This is a genomic window from Bacillus sp. EB01 (assembly GCF_000613125.1).
GTDB lineage: Bacteria > Bacillota > Bacilli > Bacillales > Cytobacillaceae > Bacillus_D.
Genome location: NZ_HG964497.1, coordinates 4,941,427 through 4,960,248, shown reverse-complemented (window position 1 = coordinate 4,960,248; position 18,822 = coordinate 4,941,427). Strand labels below are relative to the sequence as shown.

General features: G+C 43.5%; 15 protein-coding genes. 4 read left to right on the top strand and 11 right to left on the bottom strand.

Annotation, left to right across the window (positions count from 1 at the left end; all coding sequences use genetic code 11):
- Positions 1 to 106: 106 nt before the first annotated feature.
- Together citZ and TY16_RS23435 are read right to left on the bottom strand one after the other, a co-directional pair.
- Positions 107 to 1,222, bottom strand: coding sequence for a citrate synthase (gene citZ, locus TY16_RS23440; RefSeq protein WP_043934130.1), 1,116 nt, complete (start codon positions 1,220 to 1,222; stop codon positions 107 to 109).
- 671 nt (positions 1,223 to 1,893) lie between these two features.
- On the bottom strand, positions 1,894 to 2,355 hold the full coding sequence (locus TY16_RS23435) for a DUF441 domain-containing protein (RefSeq protein ID WP_043934129.1): 462 nt from the start codon (positions 2,353 to 2,355) through the stop codon (positions 1,894 to 1,896).
- A 240-nt stretch (positions 2,356 to 2,595) separates the two neighbouring features.
- Between TY16_RS23435 and ytvI the strand changes: the two genes are divergently transcribed.
- On the top strand, positions 2,596 to 3,720 hold the full coding sequence (ytvI, locus tag TY16_RS23430) for a sporulation integral membrane protein YtvI (protein ID WP_043934128.1): 1,125 nt from the start codon (positions 2,596 to 2,598) through the stop codon (positions 3,718 to 3,720).
- A 222-nt stretch (positions 3,721 to 3,942) separates the two neighbouring features.
- On the opposite strand, the gene TY16_RS23425 is transcribed toward ytvI, so the two are convergent.
- The 8 genes from TY16_RS23425 to dnaE all read right to left on the bottom strand — a co-directional run bounded on the left by TY16_RS23425 (position 3,943) and on the right by dnaE (position 15,414).
- Complete coding sequence (locus TY16_RS23425) at positions 3,943 to 4,335, bottom strand: FxsA family protein (protein ID WP_081773088.1); 393 nt, start codon at positions 4,333 to 4,335, stop codon at positions 3,943 to 3,945.
- 258 nt (positions 4,336 to 4,593) lie between these two features.
- Entirely contained in the window at positions 4,594 to 6,354 is a 1,761-nt protein-coding gene (pyk, locus tag TY16_RS23420) for a pyruvate kinase (protein ID WP_043934127.1), read from the bottom strand.
- Between the two features lie 24 nt (positions 6,355 to 6,378).
- Positions 6,379 to 7,341, bottom strand: coding sequence for a 6-phosphofructokinase (gene pfkA, locus TY16_RS23415; RefSeq protein ID WP_043934126.1), 963 nt, complete (start codon positions 7,339 to 7,341; stop codon positions 6,379 to 6,381).
- A gap of 241 nt (positions 7,342 to 7,582) precedes the next feature.
- A complete protein-coding gene (gene accA / locus TY16_RS23410) occupies positions 7,583 to 8,560 on the bottom strand; it encodes an acetyl-CoA carboxylase carboxyl transferase subunit alpha (protein ID WP_043934125.1) in 978 nt (325 codons plus the stop codon).
- The gene (accD, locus tag TY16_RS23405; RefSeq protein ID WP_043934124.1) at positions 8,554 to 9,423 is read right to left on the bottom strand and encodes an acetyl-CoA carboxylase, carboxyltransferase subunit beta; all 870 of its coding nucleotides are present in this window, start codon (positions 9,421 to 9,423) and stop codon (positions 8,554 to 8,556) included. The genes accA and accD overlap by 7 nt, the downstream gene beginning before the upstream one ends.
- Positions 9,424 to 9,584: 161 nt before the next feature.
- Positions 9,585 to 10,172 (bottom strand): GntR family transcriptional regulator, encoded by a 588-nt coding sequence (locus tag TY16_RS23400; protein ID WP_043934123.1) that lies wholly within the window; start codon positions 10,170 to 10,172, stop codon positions 9,585 to 9,587.
- A 68-nt stretch (positions 10,173 to 10,240) separates the two neighbouring features.
- Entirely contained in the window at positions 10,241 to 11,479 is a 1,239-nt protein-coding gene (locus TY16_RS23395) for an NAD(P)-dependent malic enzyme (protein WP_043934122.1), read from the bottom strand.
- Positions 11,480 to 12,036: 557 nt separating this feature from the next.
- Positions 12,037 to 15,414 (bottom strand): DNA polymerase III subunit alpha, encoded by a 3,378-nt coding sequence (dnaE, locus tag TY16_RS23390; RefSeq protein WP_043934121.1) that lies wholly within the window; start codon positions 15,412 to 15,414, stop codon positions 12,037 to 12,039.
- A gap of 463 nt (positions 15,415 to 15,877) precedes the next feature.
- On the opposite strand from dnaE, the gene TY16_RS23385 reads away from it, so the two are divergent.
- Both TY16_RS23385 and ytrI read left to right on the top strand, forming a co-directional pair.
- Positions 15,878 to 16,216 carry a YtrH family sporulation protein gene (locus TY16_RS23385; protein ID WP_442853238.1) on the top strand — a complete coding sequence of 113 codons (339 nt, stop codon included), beginning with the start codon at positions 15,878 to 15,880 and terminating at the stop codon, positions 16,214 to 16,216.
- Entirely contained in the window at positions 16,213 to 16,716 is a 504-nt protein-coding gene (ytrI, locus tag TY16_RS23380) for a sporulation membrane protein YtrI (RefSeq protein WP_043934119.1), read from the top strand. The genes TY16_RS23385 and ytrI overlap by 4 nt, the downstream gene beginning before the upstream one ends.
- A 485-nt stretch (positions 16,717 to 17,201) precedes the next feature.
- On the opposite strand, the gene TY16_RS23375 is transcribed toward ytrI, so the two are convergent.
- Positions 17,202 to 18,140 (bottom strand): DHH family phosphoesterase, encoded by a 939-nt coding sequence (locus TY16_RS23375; protein WP_043934118.1) that lies wholly within the window; start codon positions 18,138 to 18,140, stop codon positions 17,202 to 17,204.
- Between the two features lie 322 nt (positions 18,141 to 18,462).
- On the opposite strand from TY16_RS23375, the gene TY16_RS23370 reads away from it, so the two are divergent.
- Complete coding sequence (locus tag TY16_RS23370) at positions 18,463 to 18,765, top strand: YtpI family protein (RefSeq protein ID WP_043934117.1); 303 nt, start codon at positions 18,463 to 18,465, stop codon at positions 18,763 to 18,765.
- The last annotated feature ends 57 nt before the right edge of the window (positions 18,766 to 18,822 follow it).

Below are 18,822 nucleotides of genomic sequence, written 5' to 3'. Positions count from 1 at the left end.
AAAGCTTCTAACCTTTACGGCTGCGAAGGGAACCCGGTTAAAAACATGAGTCCCTGCTAATCTATTACACCATGTGGAAACAGGAAAGTAAAATGTTCAACAATCGTTAACGCAGGCCGATTGGCACATACTTCTGCATTCCAGGGCCGTTATAATCGGCGCGCGGGCGGATTAGCCTGTTATTTTCATATTGTTCGAGAATATGGGCAAGCCAGCCTGAGACACGGCTTACTGCAAAAATAGGTGTAAACAAGTCATGGTCAATTCCAAGACTATGATATACAGAAGCGGAATAGAAATCGACGTTTGGCGGCAGATTCTTTTCGCCCGTTACAATTTCTTCAATGCGTGTACTCATCTCATACCAATGAGGCTCTCCAGTAAGCTCAGTCAACTTTTTCGACATGGCGCGAAGATGTTTTGCACGCGGGTCACCCTGGCGATAGACACGGTGGCCAAAGCCCATGATTTTCTCTTTATTCGCCAGTTTGCCCCTGACATAAGGCTCCACATTTTCAAGCGTTCCAATCTCTTTCAGCATCTTCATAACCGCTTCGTTTGCTCCCCCATGAAGAGGGCCTTTCAATGCACCAATTGCCGCTGTAACACCAGAGTAGACATCAGAAAGGGTTGCCACACAAACCCTTGCAGTGAATGTTGAGGCATTCAATTCATGGTCTGCATGGAGGACAAGTGCTTTGTCCAGGGCTTCTACAGCAATCGCATCTGGTTCATTTCCAGTAAGCATATATAGGAAGTTCGCCGCAAAGCCAAGATCCTGCCTTGGCGCTACAGGCTCCAGCCCTTTTCGAATCCTGGCAAACGCAGTAATAAGTGACGGCATTTTAGCTTGCAGCCTGACCGCCTTCCGATAGTTTGCCTCCTGATTCATGAGGTCTGCTTCTGTATCGTACAATCCTAGTAGTGAAACCGCGGATCTTAGGGCTGCCATTGGATGCACTGATTGAATTGGATACATTTTAAAATGGTCTAACACTTCCTGCGGCAGGCTTGCTTCGGCAGCCAATTGGCCCCTCAGCACTTCTAGCTCTGTTTCTGTAGGAAGTTTGCGGTGCCATAGCAAGTAAATAACTTCTTCGAAACTAGCATTCTCTGCTAAATCATCGATATCAAATCCTACATACGTCAATGTATCGTCGATGATTGAGCTGATGGAAGAGGTTGTTGCAACAACTCCTTCGAGACCGCGTGTAACTGACATCTCCAATCTCTCCTTTGCCTTTTAAATTTTCCCCATGCCTCTGTCCTATAGTGTTTATGGAATAAAAACTAAAGTTTGAGCGCTCGCTCGGAACGTCCCCGAAAAAATCAGCATATGCCGTTGGGCACATGCCAAACTTTATGGTAGCCCTTCCAGTACTGGATAGGTGCCTGCCTCATTCCTTTCCACTATACACTATACACAATTATTTAATCATAACAATAGGTTATATGTAAAAAAGATTGCGCTTACACGTTCTATTATAAACAATTATCAGATTTTTGTGAACGAAAAGGATTTGGAAAAATTAAAATTACTATATTAGTAGAAAAAAGGGCTGATAATTTAATTGCAAATGATTTACTATTTCTTCTTCCTCCCTAATATCTTTTCAAAAATTGGCTGTTCTGTATGGACAACCTGTCATATCTATTCTGATTGCCGCATATAAGGGAACAAGGGTTCATCTTCTATAGATGCAAGGCTATATTCAAAAAGTATTCTCACCGCCAATCTGCAAGTGGATCATTGATAAAATGAGCAAATCCACGAAAAATCGGGGTTAATACTCCATTTGCAAGCGTTCTTCCCTGGTTGGTCATAATTGGGCATTTAATCCCCCACTTCCTTCCTCGCATATTCGGAACTTGAGGTGGGGGTCTAACTGCCTTTTAACGAGGGATAAAATCCAGCAGCTTCATAGCTGCATATGCAATTCCAGCGCCAATTAAAGGTCCTACAGCCACCCCATTGAAAAGAGAGACGGCAAGGATTGTGCCTAATACAAGCGCAGTCGTGATATGCGGGTCTTCTGCAAGAAGCGTTACTCCACCTTTAGCAAGCATTGCTACCAGCAGACCGGAAAGCAATGCAATCCAGGCGTATGGGGATTTGAAAGCTCCTCCTAAATCCTTAAATCCTATGGTGCCATTTGCAATGGGGGCAAGCACTGCAATCGTAATGATTGTTACACCCCAATTAATGCCTCGAGTCTGCAGGTAGGAAAAAGCTTTTCCATCAAGGCCAATCATTTTTAATAAAAGCAAAACAGTGATAGCAATCATAAGCGATTGATTTTTTGCTGCAAAAGCAATGCCGAGCAGCAGAAACAAGAATAAATATGCCTGATACATGATAGGTCTTCCCTTCTTTTGGAGGTACCGAGCATTGACCTCCACTTACTTTATCTTGATTATTCAAACACTTGCGCTCTAAAAATAATCAAGATGTTTAGATTAAATCTAACCGTTGGGTATCGATATTAAACACTCTTGCCAAACGAGCCAAATTACTTACATATCCGAAAGACTACTCACACTAAATTTCAAGTTTACGCTTTATAAAGGACGACTAAACCCAGGGAGGCAATGTCATTGAACTCCGTTTATCTTAACCGGGCCATCAAATTATTATTTATTATCGTAATTTCAGTGCTTCTACTTATTTCAGTTTATTATGTGTCTGTTATTGCCTATCCGTTCCTTATTGCATTCATTATTGCTTTTCTGATGAATCCGGCTGTTAATCTTATGGAAAAAAAGGGGAGAATGCCAAGGCCGGTTGCCGTTCTTCTTACTCTCCTTTTGTTAGTTTCCATATTTGCGGGAATCATCACCCTTTTAGTCGCTGAGATTGTAAGTGGTGCCACTTATTTGGCCGCTGTGCTTCCATCCCATTTGAATACGCTTGTGCGGTTTAGCGAGAACTGGTTTGCTTCACAGGTAATCCCTCTTTACAACCAGGTGACAGGAATGTTCAACGATCTTGATGCCGGTCAGCAAGAAACTATTTTGAAAAACATTCAAAATGCAGGCCAAAAGTTCGGAACAACAGTTGGAGATTTCCTGCAAGGTTTTTTTGAAAATATACCTGCTATTCTCGGGTGGTTTCCAAATGCAGCAACTGTTCTGATCTTTTCTTTCCTTGCAACCTTTTTTATTAGTAAAGACTGGTACCGTCTTACAGCTATTGGCGGACGCCTTGTGCCTGGAAAAGCCTGGACAAGCAGCAGAAAAGTGTTTGTTGATTTAAAAAGAGCCCTTTTCGGCTTTGCAAGGGCGCAGCTGACTCTAATCTCAATTACAACAGTTATTATTTTAATCGGGCTGCTTTTCCTTCGAGTTGATTACGCAATTACAATTGCACTTGTTGCCGGCCTTGTCGATATTATTCCGTACCTTGGGACCGGAGCAGTTTTCGTTCCCTGGATTTTATTTGAAGTCATTTCGGGCGATATCAGGCTTGCCATTGGCCTTGGTGTTCTCTACATCCTTGTGCTAGTCCAACGCCAAGTCATGGAACCTAAAATTCTGTCTTCAAACATCGGGCTGGATCCACTGGCGACATTGATAGCTCTATTTGTAGGCTTTAAAATGCTAGGGTTTCTAGGACTTATCGTTGGTCCAGTTGTGCTCGTAGTTATAAACACATTAAGACGAGCAAATGTATTTAGAGATATTTGGACCTATATCAAAGGCAATCAATCTGGAAACAAGTGAAATAAAAAATATAAAAGCCGGATCTCTGTGGATTCCGGCGTTTGTTTTATTAGTAGAAAATATATCTTATTTTCAGAACTGTCTAACTTCAAAAGCAATGCTCCGGCAGGATAAGTATCGCAGAGAGACAAATAAAAGCTCCCTTGAATTAACAGCGCAGACGGCTCTTTACCTGGAACGTGGTGCCTTTGCCCGTCACAAAGGCACTTGCGATTTTGTTGTTCATCTTATTATTTTTACATTGCCTTTATTTATCCAACGTTTAATAGCAAGTGCCAGCCATCGTTTTAAAAACTTCCTGGTTAACGGCAATAGCAGGAGAATCCCGAACACATCACTAAGAAAGCCAGGCGATAGCAGCATTGTACCCCCAATCAGGATGCATATCCCGTCCAGAACAGCGTCACCGGGCATTTGGCCATAGTTGAGCTGCTGCCTTGCCTGATTGATAATCTTCATTCCCTGGCTTCGTGCCAGATACGTTCCGAGAATACCTGTCAAAATAATAAGCAGTACAGTCAAAGGGACGCCAATCTGTTTGCCTGACCAAAGCAATACACCAATTTCAGCTGCTGGTACAACTATAATTAAGATAAAGAACCATATTCGGAACAAGCGAGGCCCTCCTATTAAAATAACTTTTTATCCTTTAAGCAAGTATAACAAATATGAATGATTACGGTTATTGGCCGCATTGGCACTTTTGTAAAGCGTCAATTAGCAGGGATATCCCTGTTAACGGCCACATGCCCGTGATTTTTCTCGTAATGTGTTAAGGGAAAACGGGAACGGCGCATTCATGCGAATAAACAAAAAGAAGGGAACTCCCCCTTCTTTTTGTTTAGAATATTGTGTTAGAACTCAATAGTCTTCTTAAAGTACGCTTGCATGTCCGTCATAGATAAATCCAGTACTAGCATCTACTGTAAGTTCCTGGCCATCCTTAAAGATCGAAGTTGCGTTTTCGACACCAACGATAACTGGAATACCTACATTAAGGCCCACAACTGCTGCATGGCTTGTCAGCCCGCCTTCTTCAGTAATAAGCGCTCCGCATCTTTCAATTGCAGGCATCATATCACGATCGCTGCCGAATGTGATAAGGATATCGCCTGGCTGTACTTTTGCGTTTGCTTCCTCTGCATTTCGTGCAACTACAGCTCTTCCATAGGCTGATTTTTTGCCAATGCCCTGAGCTTTTGCAAGAATATCACCAACGATATGGATTTTCATCATATTTGTGCTTCCAGCTTCTGCAACTGGGACACCTGCAGTAATAACAACTAAATCGCCATGCTTTACAATGCCGCTGTTTAAGCTTTCGCCAACTGCAATATCGAGCATTTCGTCAGTACCTTTAACTTGTCTGCCCAACTGAGGATAAACACCCCATACAAGCCCTAGACGCCTGCGTACGCCTGCATCTGATGTTACGGCTACGATTGGAGCCTTTGGACGGTATTTGGAAACCATTTTTGCAGAGTGGCCGCTTACCGTAGGAGTGATGATAGCACTTACCTCCAGGTTAAGGGCGGTATGTGCAACCGATTGAGCAACAGCATCAGTAGTATTGTGTTCAGTATCTTTGCTGCGTGCTGTTAAGATTTCTTTATGGTTTAGCGCTTCTTCAGCTCTTGAAGCGATGTTATGCATAGTTTGGACAGCTTCAACCGGGTAAAGTCCAGCAGCTGTCTCGCCAGAAAGCATGATTGCATCTGTTCCGTCGAAAATCGCATTTGCAACGTCACTCGCTTCAGCGCGTGTTGGCCTTGGGTTCCTTTGCATAGAATCCAGCATTTGCGTAGCTGTAATAACCGGTTTGGCTTCAGCATTACATTTTTTGATGAGCAATTTTTGGACAAGCGGTACTTCCTCGGCAGGAATCTCAACACCAAGGTCTCCACGCGCTACCATCAATCCATCTGAAACTTCAAGGATTTCGTCAATATTATCAACGCCTTCCTGGTTTTCAATTTTAGGGATGATGTGAATGTGGGAAGCGTTGTTATCTTCTAGAAGCTGGCGGATTTCAAGAACATCTTTTGCCCTTCTAACAAAAGAAGCAGCGATGAAATCAATGCCCTGGCTAATACCGAATAGGATATCGTTCTTATCCTTTTCAGTAATTCCCGGTAAATTTACTGAAACACCCGGAACGTTAACACCTTTTTTATTTTTTAAAGTGCCGCTGTTCAGAATTTTTGTTTTGATTGTTTGCTTCTCTTTATTGATCTCGAGTACTTCCAGACCAATTAAGCCATCATCAAGAAGAATCCTCGAACCTGGGTGCACATCGTCAATAAGGCCAGGATAAGTTACAGAAAACATTTCCTCTGTACCTTCAACTTCAGTCATTGAAACAATGACTTCATTGCCTGATTTTAACTCAATTGCGCCATCCTTCATGTTATTGGTCCGAATTTCAGGACCTTTCGTATCCAATAGGATTGCAACATTTTTATCGGTCTTTTCAGCTGCTTCACGGATTCTTGAAATTCTAGCACCATGCTCCTCGAAGTCACCATGAGAGAAATTCAAGCGTGCTACATTCATTCCTGCTTCCATTAATGAACTGAGTTTTTCAACACTCTCACTTGCTGGTCCAATTGTACAGACAATCTTAGTTTTGCGCATTTTAGTTCCTCCTGTTAGCTAACCTTAAATAGACAATTCCTGTGATAATTTATAAATATCCAAATCACAGACATGTTTCTTTTCTTCCAACACTTCAATAATATCGTAATCAACAATGCGATTTTTTTCGATACCGACTGCCCTTCCGCCTTTTCCTTCAATTAGAAGCTCAACTGCCCTGGCACCAAGCCGGCTGGCAAGAACGCGGTCCCTGACCGTTGGAGATCCGCCGCGCTGGATATGTCCAAGAACGGAAACCCTTGTATCAAAATCGGTTAGTTCTTTTAACTCCCGGGCCAAGTCAACTCCGCTGCCCACTCCTTCAGCAATAACGATGATACTATGTTTCTTGCCTCGTTCACTGCCTCGGCGCAGCTTATCAACGATATCATTCACATCATATTTTTCTTCCGGGATCAGGATAGTTTCCGCACCTCCCGCAAGTCCAGCCCAAAGAGCAATATCACCAGCATCACGCCCCATTACTTCAATAATGAAAGTGCGTTCATGTGAGCTGGCAGTATCCCTGATTTTATCTATTGCAGCTATAACTGTATTAAGTGCTGTATCAAATCCAATCGTAAAGTCGGTGCCGGGAATATCATTATCAATTGTTCCAGGTATACCTACACACGGAAAACCTTGTTCTGTCAGAGCTTTTGCTCCACGGTAAGAACCATCTCCGCCAATGACAACCAGGCCTTCGATTCCAAACTTCTTCATTTGTTCAATTCCCTGCTGCTGACCTTCTCTTGTTTTAAATTCCAATGCTCTTGCAGATTGGAGAATCGTTCCCCCTCTTTGAATAATATCCCCAACCGAACCTATTTCAAGCTTATGGATGTTCCCGTTCATCAATCCGGCATATCCGCCATAAATTCCGTACACTTCAAGCTCATGGTAAATACCTTTACGTACAACCGCCCGAATGGCAGCATTCATTCCTGGAGAATCCCCACCGCTTGTCAGAACACCAATCTTCTTCATCCAATTCACCTCTTATCCGTTTTTAAGCATATGTATTTTTTATTTTGAAGCTATCTGAGTTATTATTCACATTTAACCCAAGGATAACTCTAAAATACCACTAAGTATGAGGTCTAACAACTTTATCGGCGGAAAAAACCAAAACACAGAATTATCCGCAAAGTGAAAGCGTTTTATTGCTATTGTTTACAAACTGGCCAAAAATATCGCAAAAAAATGGACGTGCTAAGAAAGCACGCCATTAATTTACCCCGATAAAGTTGTTTAAAAACGAATATTCGCCAATTGCCTTATATTTGTTATAACGATCGACGGTTAGTTCCGTTGGTGATAGTTTTGATAGTTCTTTTAGAGAACGGAACAACGCTTTTTCAATTTCAAGCGCCTGGCTTTCAACATCACGATGGGCGCCGCCTCTTACTTCCGGTATAATCCCATCAACGATGCCAAGGCCCTTTAAGTCCGGTGCGGTTATTTTCATTGATTCTGCAGCACGCCTTGCTTTGGAAGCATCCTTCCAAAGAATAGAGGCAGCTCCCTCTGGTGAAATAACAGAATAGGTAGAGTTCTCAAGCATAAGGATATGGTTGCCTACCCCTAGCGCCAGGGCTCCACCACTTCCTCCTTCACCAATTACAATGCAAACTATTGGAACTTGCATACTAGCCATCTCGAAAAGATTCCTTGCAATTGCTTCACTCTGGCCGCGCTCCTCGGCAGCTTTCCCGGGATATGCGCCCTTTGTATCAATAAAACAAATAATCGGGCGCCCGAACTTTTCAGCCTGCTTCATAAGCCTTAATGCCTTCCTATACCCTTCAGGGTGCGGCATGCCAAAGTTACGGCGGATATTTTCCTTTGTGTCCTTGCCACGCTGATGGCCAATGACCGTTACCGGCTTCCCCTTGAACTGTGCAATTCCGCCAACAATCGCTTCGTCATCGCCATAAAGCCTATCGCCGTGGCATTCAAAAAAGTCGGTAAACAAATAGCCAATGTAATCAAGTGTGGTCGGCCTGGACGGGTGCCTGGCAATCTGGACACGGTCCCATGGCTTTATATTTGAATATACATCATTTTCAAGCTTTTCAAGGCGGGCTGAAAGCCTGTCTATTTCTGCTGTTAAATCAACATCGGTTTTTTGGGTATATTCTTTAAGTTCAGTTATCTTTTTTCTAAGTTCTATTATAGGTTTCTCGAATTCCAGCTCACCTACCATACGAGATCCTCCCTGCCCTGATGCATTTCCAGTATTACACCAATTCTATCTTTCAAATCATGCCTGCTGATAACAGCATCAAGCTGGCCATGCTTTAACAAAAACTCTGCGGTCTGAAAATCTTTTGGAAGTTCTTCTCTGATTGTCTGCTCAATAATCCGTCTGCCCGCAAAGCCAATTAACGCACCCGGCTCAGCGATATTATAATCCCCAAGTGATGCAAAGCTGGCCGAAACCCCGCCTGTTGTCGGATGAGTCATAATTGAAATAAACAGTCCGCCCTCATCGCTGAACTTCTTTAGTGCGACACTTGTTTTAGCCATCTGCATAAGGCTTAGAACACCCTCTTGCATTCGGGCACCGCCAGAAGCAGTGAAGATGACAAAAGGAACTCGTAATTCTCCCGCCTTTTCAACGGCCCTGGTGATTTTTTCACCAACTACAGAGCCCATGCTCCCCATCCTAAAGGTGGAATCCATGACAGCCAGTACAATTTTCAGGCTATTAACCTCGCCGATTCCAGTAACAACTGCCTCATTTATATTTGTGTTCTTTCTATCCTTTTCCACTTTTTCAAGATAATCCGGAAAGTTTAAAGGATTGACAGAAACCATGTCTGCATTGAATTCATCAAAACTTCCTTCATCCAGGAAGCTATTTACCCTTTCACGGGCATTCATTGGAAAGTGATGACCGCATTGGAAACAAACTTTCAAGTTCTTTTCCAGTTCACGGGTATAAACAATTTTCTTGCAACCAGGACATTTTGTCATGATGCCTTCCGGAACATCCTGTCTAGCTGCTTCGGAAGGTATTGCTGCATACTTTCTTTTTTTGGATTTTGTTAATAATTCCTTTAGCAAGTTCGTACCTCCCTAAATAGTAACGGAATAAAAAGTTTCGCCTTCTCATGTACTTGCATCAATATAAGGCCGAACCTAAAGTGGCCAGACCACTAACCTGATTAAAAAGGCCCGGCTCTGCCTAAGCTTGCTTGACCTATAATACTATAGTTGATTTCTTATTAAAAAGATGCCGGTTCCTGTCGGCCATTAACTGACAAATTCCTCATTTTTCTGTATTGCCCAAGAACGGAAGCCTCATCCCCGGATTCAAGTTCTTTAACCAAAAGGGCATATTCTTCAGGCTTCGCGGAAAATCTTTCAAAATCCTGAGAATTATAATAGTCCTTTAAAATAACCCATATTCTTAAGAACAAGTGATTGTCTGCAAGAAGAACGACATTACGGAAAAACTCATCATCATTGACTTTTTTCTCTTTCGCCAGAGCAGCGAGTATGCCAAGTGACTGATTAGCCCCTTTTTGCAGGATGATTCTAAGGCAATCCATTTCGAGGAAGTATTTCGTTTCCCTGACATCTCTCTTGGCCTTGTCATCCTGAAGGACAAAGGTACTTAATAACTGGACTAGCTGGTTGCCTTTGAAATCACGGATAAAGGTTCCTTCGCCTCTCCGTGTTTCAATTAATCCAAGCAGCTCCAATGCCCGAAGTGCTTCTCTAACGGAGGAACGCCCGACATTCAGGCGCTCCGTTAATTCCCGTTCAGAAGGTATTTTATCTCCAGATTTAAGTCCATCCGCAGTTATCATCTCTCTTAGCTGCCTGACTATTTCGATATAAACCTTAGAATTCTGCTTGGTATCGGTCACAGGTATATTCACTGTCCTTTACTTATCATCGAAAGACGTGCAGTTCTTTCCTTAACCTCTTCGGGATCTACCTTGATTCGGGCAACGCCTGTTTCCATAGCAGCCTTTGCAACCGCTGCTGCAACCTCAGGAGCAACCCTTGGATCGAATGGGCCAGGAATAACATAATCCTCATGAAGTTCTTCCTCACTGATAAGACTTGCAATTGCTCTGACCGCGGCAATTTTCATTGCTTCATTTATATGAGTCGCGCGGGCATCAAGTGCTCCCCTGAAAATCCCGGGAAACGCCAGGACATTGTTCACCTGATTAGGGAAATCGGAACGTCCTGTCCCTACCACCCTTGCACCCGCAGCCTTTGCTTCATCAGGCATAATTTCCGGAACAGGATTGGCCATCGCAAAAATAATTGATCCTTCGTTCATCGAAGCAACCATTTCTTTTGTCACTGATCCAGCCGCGGAAACTCCAATGAAAACATCGGCGCCTTTGATAACATCAACAAGCTCCCCATGAATTCTATCACGGTTCGTGAACTTAGCGACCTGGTCCTTTATCTTGTTCATCCCAGTCGGGCGTCCTTCATAAATGGCGCCTTTTGTATCGCACATGATAATATCACGTACGCCATAATGATAAAGCAATTTAATAATGGCTATACCGGCCGCACCCGCACCATTAGCTACGACTTTAATTTCAGTCATCTTCTTGCCTGTAAGCTTCAGTGCATTCACAAGTCCCGCTGCAGTAACAATCGCAGTGCCATGCTGGTCATCATGGAATATTGGAATATTTGTTTCCTTTTTAAGGCGTTCTTCGATTTCAAAACAATTTGGCGCTGCTATGTCTTCAAGATTGACACCGCCAAAAGTTGGCTCAAGCAGCTTGACAGTTTCAATAATTTTTTCAACATCTGTTGTATTCAGGCAGATGGGAAAGGCATCGACTCCGGCAAAGCTTTTGAAAAGCACAGCCTTTCCTTCCATAACAGGAAGAGCAGCTTCAGGTCCAATATTGCCCAGGCCGAGTACTGCGGTGCCGTCGGACACGACAGCAACCATATTGCCCTTCATTGTATAATCATAAACAGTTTCGGGTTTATCATAGATTTCTTTGCAAGGTTCTGCTACTCCTGGTGAGTATGCAAGGCTTAAATCCCTGGCATTTCTTACTTCAACTTTCGACTTTGATTCCAATTTTCCTCGATGAAGGCGGTGCATATGAAGGGCTTCTTCTCGCAATGTCAAGGCAATTCACTCCTCTAGAAATGTCAGGAATTATATAAATTATTTATTCAAAAGTGGTCAGACCACGCTGTCTCTTAAACACTATACCATATCTGTAACCCTTGTAAAGTGTAATATTATTAGCTAAACAAATTTTCAAGAGAAGTCTGGGGCCGCAATTAATGGATGGGGAAACAGGTTAAGCTGCCGAGCTGATAAATAGACGGAGAAATTCAGCCTAATTAGTTCATATCGTTGAAAATGACTTGAATAAACGGAGAGATTCCGACTATTAGCCCAAAACATATGAAATTGGCTACTTTTGCTTTTCATAACCGGAAAATCTCCACTTATATACACTGATACGAGCTCAAATCCCCATCTAAGCGGAAAAGTTCCTCTTATTTTACTTTCTCTGGATACTCGATAAAAGGACCACAGTGTAAAAGTAATTTAGGATATGGTTTTTCGGTTAGGCTGTCCAATTAATCAGCCAACAGCAATACCCTCCAGTTTAGGTGGCATGTTTTTGTCGTTAAATATCCAACTAATTGTAAAGGATTGTGCTCCACATTTCATCAAGGCTTCTGTTTTAGCGGCGGGTGGTTGACGACAACATTTTCTTCACCAAGGAACCTCTTCAGCTCCTCGAGGAGTGAATCGGATGGGGTGACCTGGTGTTGCGCCCCAAGCTTCACCGTCTTATTGGCACCGTCATAATGGAGGATCACTTCGGTTGTACCTTTGTTTGAGGAAAGGATCTCCTTTAGTTCAGATAGGCGCCCAGTCTCCTGATTATAGGCAGTCAGCCTAAGGTATAATCGTTCCTTCCGATGATTTTGAAGCCATTCATCTATGTCAGCCGAATTCCGAATAATAAATTGAAGCTTGCCATTTCTTTCTTCGGTTTTCCCTTCAATAACAGCCATCCGCCCCTGGTTCAACTGCTTTGAATGTTTCCTGTATACATCCGGAAATGCGACCGCCTCCATATCACCACTCGAATCATTTATAGTCAAAAAGGCCATCGGCTCACCCTTTTTGGTACGGATTACTTTGGAACTTGTTATATAAATCCCAGCCGCAGCAAAGCCTGTTTCTTTCGCCAGCTCTGTTATGGATTTTGCCCCACACTCCTGCAAGGCCTTCTCATGCATGGAAAGAGGATGGCTGGACAGATAAAAGCCGAGCACTTCTTTTTCAAAAGCTAGCTTATCCTCTAATCTTATAGGATCTACTTCAACATATTTTGGCTCTGGCATAAAATCCTCTGTAGAAAAAAGGCCAGCCTGTCCATCCTCCTCAGGCCTCATAAGCTGTGCATGCTCGATGGCAATATCAAGGCTTGCGAGCAGCGAAGCACGATCCATTCCAAATTCATCGAAACTGCCCGAATGTACCAGCGCCTCAAGTGTTTTCCGTGAAGCGGACTTTTGTGGAAGGCGAATGCAAAAGTCAAAAAGACCCTTAAAAGGCTTTCCTCTCCTCGCCTCCGCTATATCCCTCACGACCGTCCCGCCAACGCCTTTAATACCTGCTAATGCATAACGGATCTTTCCGGATTCAACATGAAAGGAATATTTGCTCTTGTTAATGGAAGGAGGCAGCACTTCGAGTCCAAGGCCTTTCAGTTCCCTGATATATTGAGCAATTTTTGTATCATTTCCGAGGGCTGAAGTCAGCAGTCCTGCCATAAAATGAGTGGGATAGTGCGCTTTCAGGTAGGCCAGCTGGCACGATATGACACTGTACGCAACAGCATGGCTCTTATTGAAACCGTAATTGGCGAACCTGACGATTAAATCGTATACTTCGTTCGCAGCTGAAGCATCGTAACCTTTTTTCAGGGCTCCAGCCACAAAATGCTCTCTTTCTTTATCAAGTACGTCCTTTTTCTTTTTGCTTACAGCTCTTCGGAGCAGGTCGGCTTCCCCTAGTGAAAAACCAGCCATTTCCGAGGCAACCTGCATGATCTGTTCCTGATAGACTATGACACCATAGGTTGGTTCAAGAATGGGCTTGAGCACCTCATGGGGATAAGTGATTTTTTCGCGTCCATGCTTCCTGTCTATGAACAGCGGGATATTCTCCATTGGTCCAGGACGGTACAAGGCATTGACCGCGACAATATCCTCAAAACGGTTAGGCTTCAGGCGGACAAGCACTTTTCGCATGCCTTCCGATTCAAGCTGAAATATCCCTGTTGTTTCGCCTTTTGCCAGCAAGCTGAAGGTTTTTGAGTCATTAAGCGGGATTGAGCGTATATCAAGCTTCTTTCCGGTGTCCCTTCTGATTGAATCCGCTATCGCCTCCAATAAGGTCAAATTGCGAAGCCCCAGGAAATCCATTTTCAATAACCCAATATCCTCAAGGTGCTCCATCGAATATTGAGTCAGATATACTTGATTGTGCCCTCCTTGAATCGGGATGAGGTCAACAAGCTGGCTTCCAGTAATGACGACACCGGCAGCATGTGTCGACGTATGGCGCGGTAAACCTTCGAGCTTTTTTGCCGTGTCAAAAAGTTTTGTATAAGTCGGATTTTCAGCAATGATATTCCTTAGTCTTGAAGACTCGCGATACGCTTCCTCAAGCGTTATCCCATTTCTGGATGGAATGGACTTTGATAGCTGATCCAATTCTTTTGTATTCAAGCCGAATGCCCTTCCAACATCCCGGAGAGCAGCCTTAGCTGCGAGAGTCCCAAAAGTAGTAATTTGTGCAACATGGAGTTCGCCATATTTTCCGGCAACATATGCAATCATTTCATCGCGCCTGTGGTCCGGAAAGTCAATATCAATATCGGGCATAGTGATTCGTTCAGGGTTCAGGAAACGCTCGAACAAAAGCCCATGCTCAAGCGGATCGACATCGGTTATGTAAAGGGAATAAGCAACTAGCGATCCGGCAGCCGAGCCACGTCCTGGTCCAGTCAGAATGCCGTGATCACGCGCGTACTTCATAAAGTCCCAAACAATCAGGAAATAATCGCTGTACCGCATTTTCTTTATAACATCAAGTTCATAACGAAGCCTTTCAAAATACTCCTCGCCGCAGCCCGGAAGACGTTTGTTTAACCCTTCCAGGCAAAGGCTCTCCAGCTTGCTTTCGGGAGACCCCCCCTCAGGAAGAGGATAGTCAGGCATATGGAATTTTCCAAACTCGAATTCAACAGAACATTTCCCAGCAATCCCAATGGTATTTTCCAAGGCATCGGGATAACCGGCAAACAGCTCGGTCATTTCCTTTGGCTCTTTAAGATAGTATCCTGTTCCCTGCAGTTTTGGCCTGTCATCGTCCTGAAGCTTGGCCCCATCCCGGATTGCAAGCAGGCATTCATGGGCAAGAGCATCCTCAGCACTTAGGTAATGCACTGAATTGCTAGCAACGGTCCCAATTGAAAGTTCTTTAGCAAGCTCGGACAGCTGGTAGTTCAAGGTATGCTCCTGTTCAAGGCCATGATCCTGCAGGGAAAAATAAAACTCATTATTAAAAAGTCCTTTAAACAGTCCTGCAAGTAAGGCTGCCTCATCTCTTTCCTCCTTAAGAAGGAGCGTTTCAATTTCTCCTTCCAAACCAGGAGTCAGGGCAATTAGGCCAGCGGCATAAGATTTTAGCCATTTCATAGGCAATCCTTCCGCAGATTTTGTTTGAACCGCACTTGATATTTTAAGGAGATTTCCGAAGCCCAGCCGGTTTTTGGCGAGCAGGACAAGCGGAAACGCCTCTCCTTCGTTAAGGTCACTCAACACATCAACTGTAAGCCCCAAAATTGGCTTTACACCATTTTTTTTGCATTCCTTATAAAATTCAATTGCCCCGTACAGGACGTTCCGGTCGGTAAGGGCGAGTGCAAGATAGCCTTTCTTCTTCGCATCCGCCACGAGACCCGGAATAGAAGCTGTGCTTGTGAGAAGGCTGTATGCGCTATATGTTTGGAGATGGATAAACGACATAGATTCACGCCCTTATGTTTTTTCTTACTCTTATTATAGTTGTTCAGCTAGGGAAAAGAAAATATATGTTCCCCTTTTTTTACTGAGAGCTATTGAAAGTTAAAAGGTTAGGTTTGTCTCATATTGGCTCACTTCAGCCCATAAGATTAAGTATGGGATCTGGCAATGCGGTTATTTTCACCGCTATTAGAACCGCCCGCGATCTCAAAAGCGCCTCATGATATGGATTTTAAAAAGTTAAGTTTATTCTACATAGTTTAAACTTAATTTCCTCCGTCATTTCCGCTCCACAAAGGAAAGCTCCTTTGAATAATCATCCTTGAGAAAGCACCGCAGGAGAAAATGCATATTTCGGATTTCCGAACGAGTCTACGTGCCTTCCGCTCCAATTAATTAAGTACCTTCGCTTCTGTAATTATTTAGTTTAACGTATTTAGTCAGCCAATAAAAAAGGATGGATTCTATGAATCAGGCAGGTTTCTTCCCATCATTTATTGAAAGTTATTTCATTGCTCTTGGAGTTCTGCTCGGTGGTGCTATCATTGGGGGAATTGCTTCGTTCCTGACTGGACAGCCGGCACTTACGGCGATTACAAGGTTGTCATCCTCATTGAGGATATGGGCCATTGTTGCTGCAATTGGCGGTACCTTTGATGCAGTTTACCAATTTGAAAGAGGCATATTTGAGGGGCAAACTCGGGACATTTTTAAGCAAATCTTAGTAATTCTGTCCGCGCTTGGAGGAGCTCAAACCGGGGCACTCCTAATTGAATGGTTTACTCAGGAGCATATGACACCATGAGAGTTCCGCCATTGTATAATGACAGGTCCTGGCAAAGGTTCTTCGCCGGAATGGCGATTGGGGCAGCTATCAGCTGGTCTATATTCATTTATATAAACGGAGTATTTCAGGAACAGCAATCAATCCTTGTAAAGGACCAGCAGGATGAAATAAAGAAGCTCCAGGATGATATTGCTATTTGGCAGGAAGATTACAAGAACTTAAACAAGCAAAATATCGAACAGCTTCTTATCCAGAATATCCAGGTCAAAATAACAAACCATCAAAAATATCGGCTCGATCTCCTCAGCGTCCACGAGACAGAGGACGCTGTCATGGAAGATTTAAAAACTTTGAAGACAAAGGATCTGGAGGTTGCTTTTAAAAACAAAGAGTTAATAAAAAGGGTTATTGAGAATAGAAGAGTGACCATTAACGACAAGAAATATCGGCTTGAAGTGACTGAAATAATTATCTATACAACACTCGTTATCCAGCTTCATATCAATCTGGATAGATAGAAAAGCTCCAGCGCCTTGACCAGCGCCGTATGGACTGGAGGGCCTCGAAGGAGATAAAGGAAACACGATGAGCACTAGCGAATCGATGTTGACTTATCGTAACGAGAGGACCGAAGTACACTAGGCGCTAGGCGCTGGAGCTAGACAAGAAAAGCGCAAGCGCCTTCGTGACAGGCAAAATGCGCCTGTCTCTGCGATGTTAATTCGCTGGAGCTTTCCTTTGTGTCCCTGCGATGATTATTCTCAGGAGCTTTCCTTAGTGGCCAGCACCGTATGGACTCCTCGAAAATCCTCATTACGCTATCGCGTAATTTCGTGCGATGTAATTTCGAGGGAGCTTTCCTTGTGCTATCACTTTTTCTCCGTGCGATGCTGATGCTGCCGAAGCCTTCCTTGTGGAGCTAGACAGTTCTCAAAGAAGATATACTTTCTGATTTTATTAAAAAGGCTCTCGCATTTTTAGCGGGAGCCTCTATTGTTTACAACTAATTTTCCTTACAAACTTCTTTAAGCTCGTGGAGGACACTGTCTTTCTCGTTCCAAGAATAGATGGAAGCTCCTGCGGCGAGCGGGTGGCCGCCTCCATTGAATTTCTTTGCCACCCCATTGATGACAGGACCTCTGGAGCGAAGCCTTACCCTTATTTGATCTTCTTCTTCAATAAAAAACACCCACGCTTTTACACCTTCAACATTCCCCAGAGTGCTGACAAGCAGAGATGCCTCCGAAGCAACAGCGTTAAATTCAGCAAGAAGTTCCTTTGTTAAATCCACTGAGGCAACACCGTGTTCATGCATCCGGAAATGCTGGAGAATGTAGCCGTTCAGTTTTATAATAGTGGGGCTGAGCTCATACATTTTGTCATACAGCTCATTTCTGGAAAAACTGTAGCGGATCAATTCCCCGGCATAAGCAAATGTCTTATTCGTTGTACTTGGATAAAGGAACCTTCCTGTATCCCCAACAATCCCTGCGTATAACCGCCGCGCTGCTTCATCATTCATTTTCAGGCCGCGATCCTTGCCTTCCAGATAAAGCTCATAAATCATCTCGCTGGTCGAGCTTGCACCGGTATCTACCCACATGATATCACCATATTGATCTTCGTTTGGATGGTGGTCAATTTTAATTAGCATTTCACCATTTCTATACCGTTCATCACAGATGCGCTCTGTATTCGCAGTATCACAAACAATCACCAATGCTCCTTTGTACATTTCATCAGGAATTTGATCTGGCTCAAATAAAAACGACAGTGTTCTTTCCCCTTTGCCGGCAAGGTAAATTGATTTATTCGGATAAGACTCCTTAAGGATTTCAGCCAATCCCCCCTGTGACCCATAAGCATCAGGATCAGGCCTGACATGTCTATGAATAATGATTGTATCAAACGTTTCAATTGCATCAAAAATTTTAGTTTTCATAATAAACTCCTTTTCCTTATGCTTCCTCTCCAGCGAGATGGAAAGTGCATGGTAGCGCTCATCGTCATTTCCGGTTAAAATGGTATATAAAGTGAAACTTCAATCAGTGGGGGGCTTCATCCACCCACTGATTGTTAGTCGCGCAAAGCCCGATTGATTTTTCTAAGGGCTGAAGCCCCAAGAAAAATCTTATTTCACCAATCGGGCTTTTACGGGCTTTTATCCCCACCTTTGCTTCTTCGATTCCTCTAAGGTCTTGAGGTGGGGGTCATACAGCCCGTTAATGCGGGATAAAGCTACTTTTAATGGAGGTTCTCACACCATGCCTGTTCTTGTTTTCATCATTATTATTTCTTTTGTCTTTTATGTTTATTTCAAAGTCAAATATGTAAGAAGCAGACGTCCCGCGGAAAGACTTTGGCTCACATCCAAATCAGGGATTGCCCTGGGAATCTTTGTATTGGCATTTGGCATAAACCAATTATTTCTGTTCAAAACAACTGTTACATATATTGTTGCTGCCGTCTTTATTTTTCTGGGAGCAATTAATATCTGGTCTGGTATTAAGTCGTATAAATTCTATCTTCCCCACGCCATCAAGGAGGCAGAAGGAGAGAATGCATAACTTGAAAAATGCGCCAGCTGGCGCATTTTTCAGTTCTAGTCCGTGCTTAATGCTTTT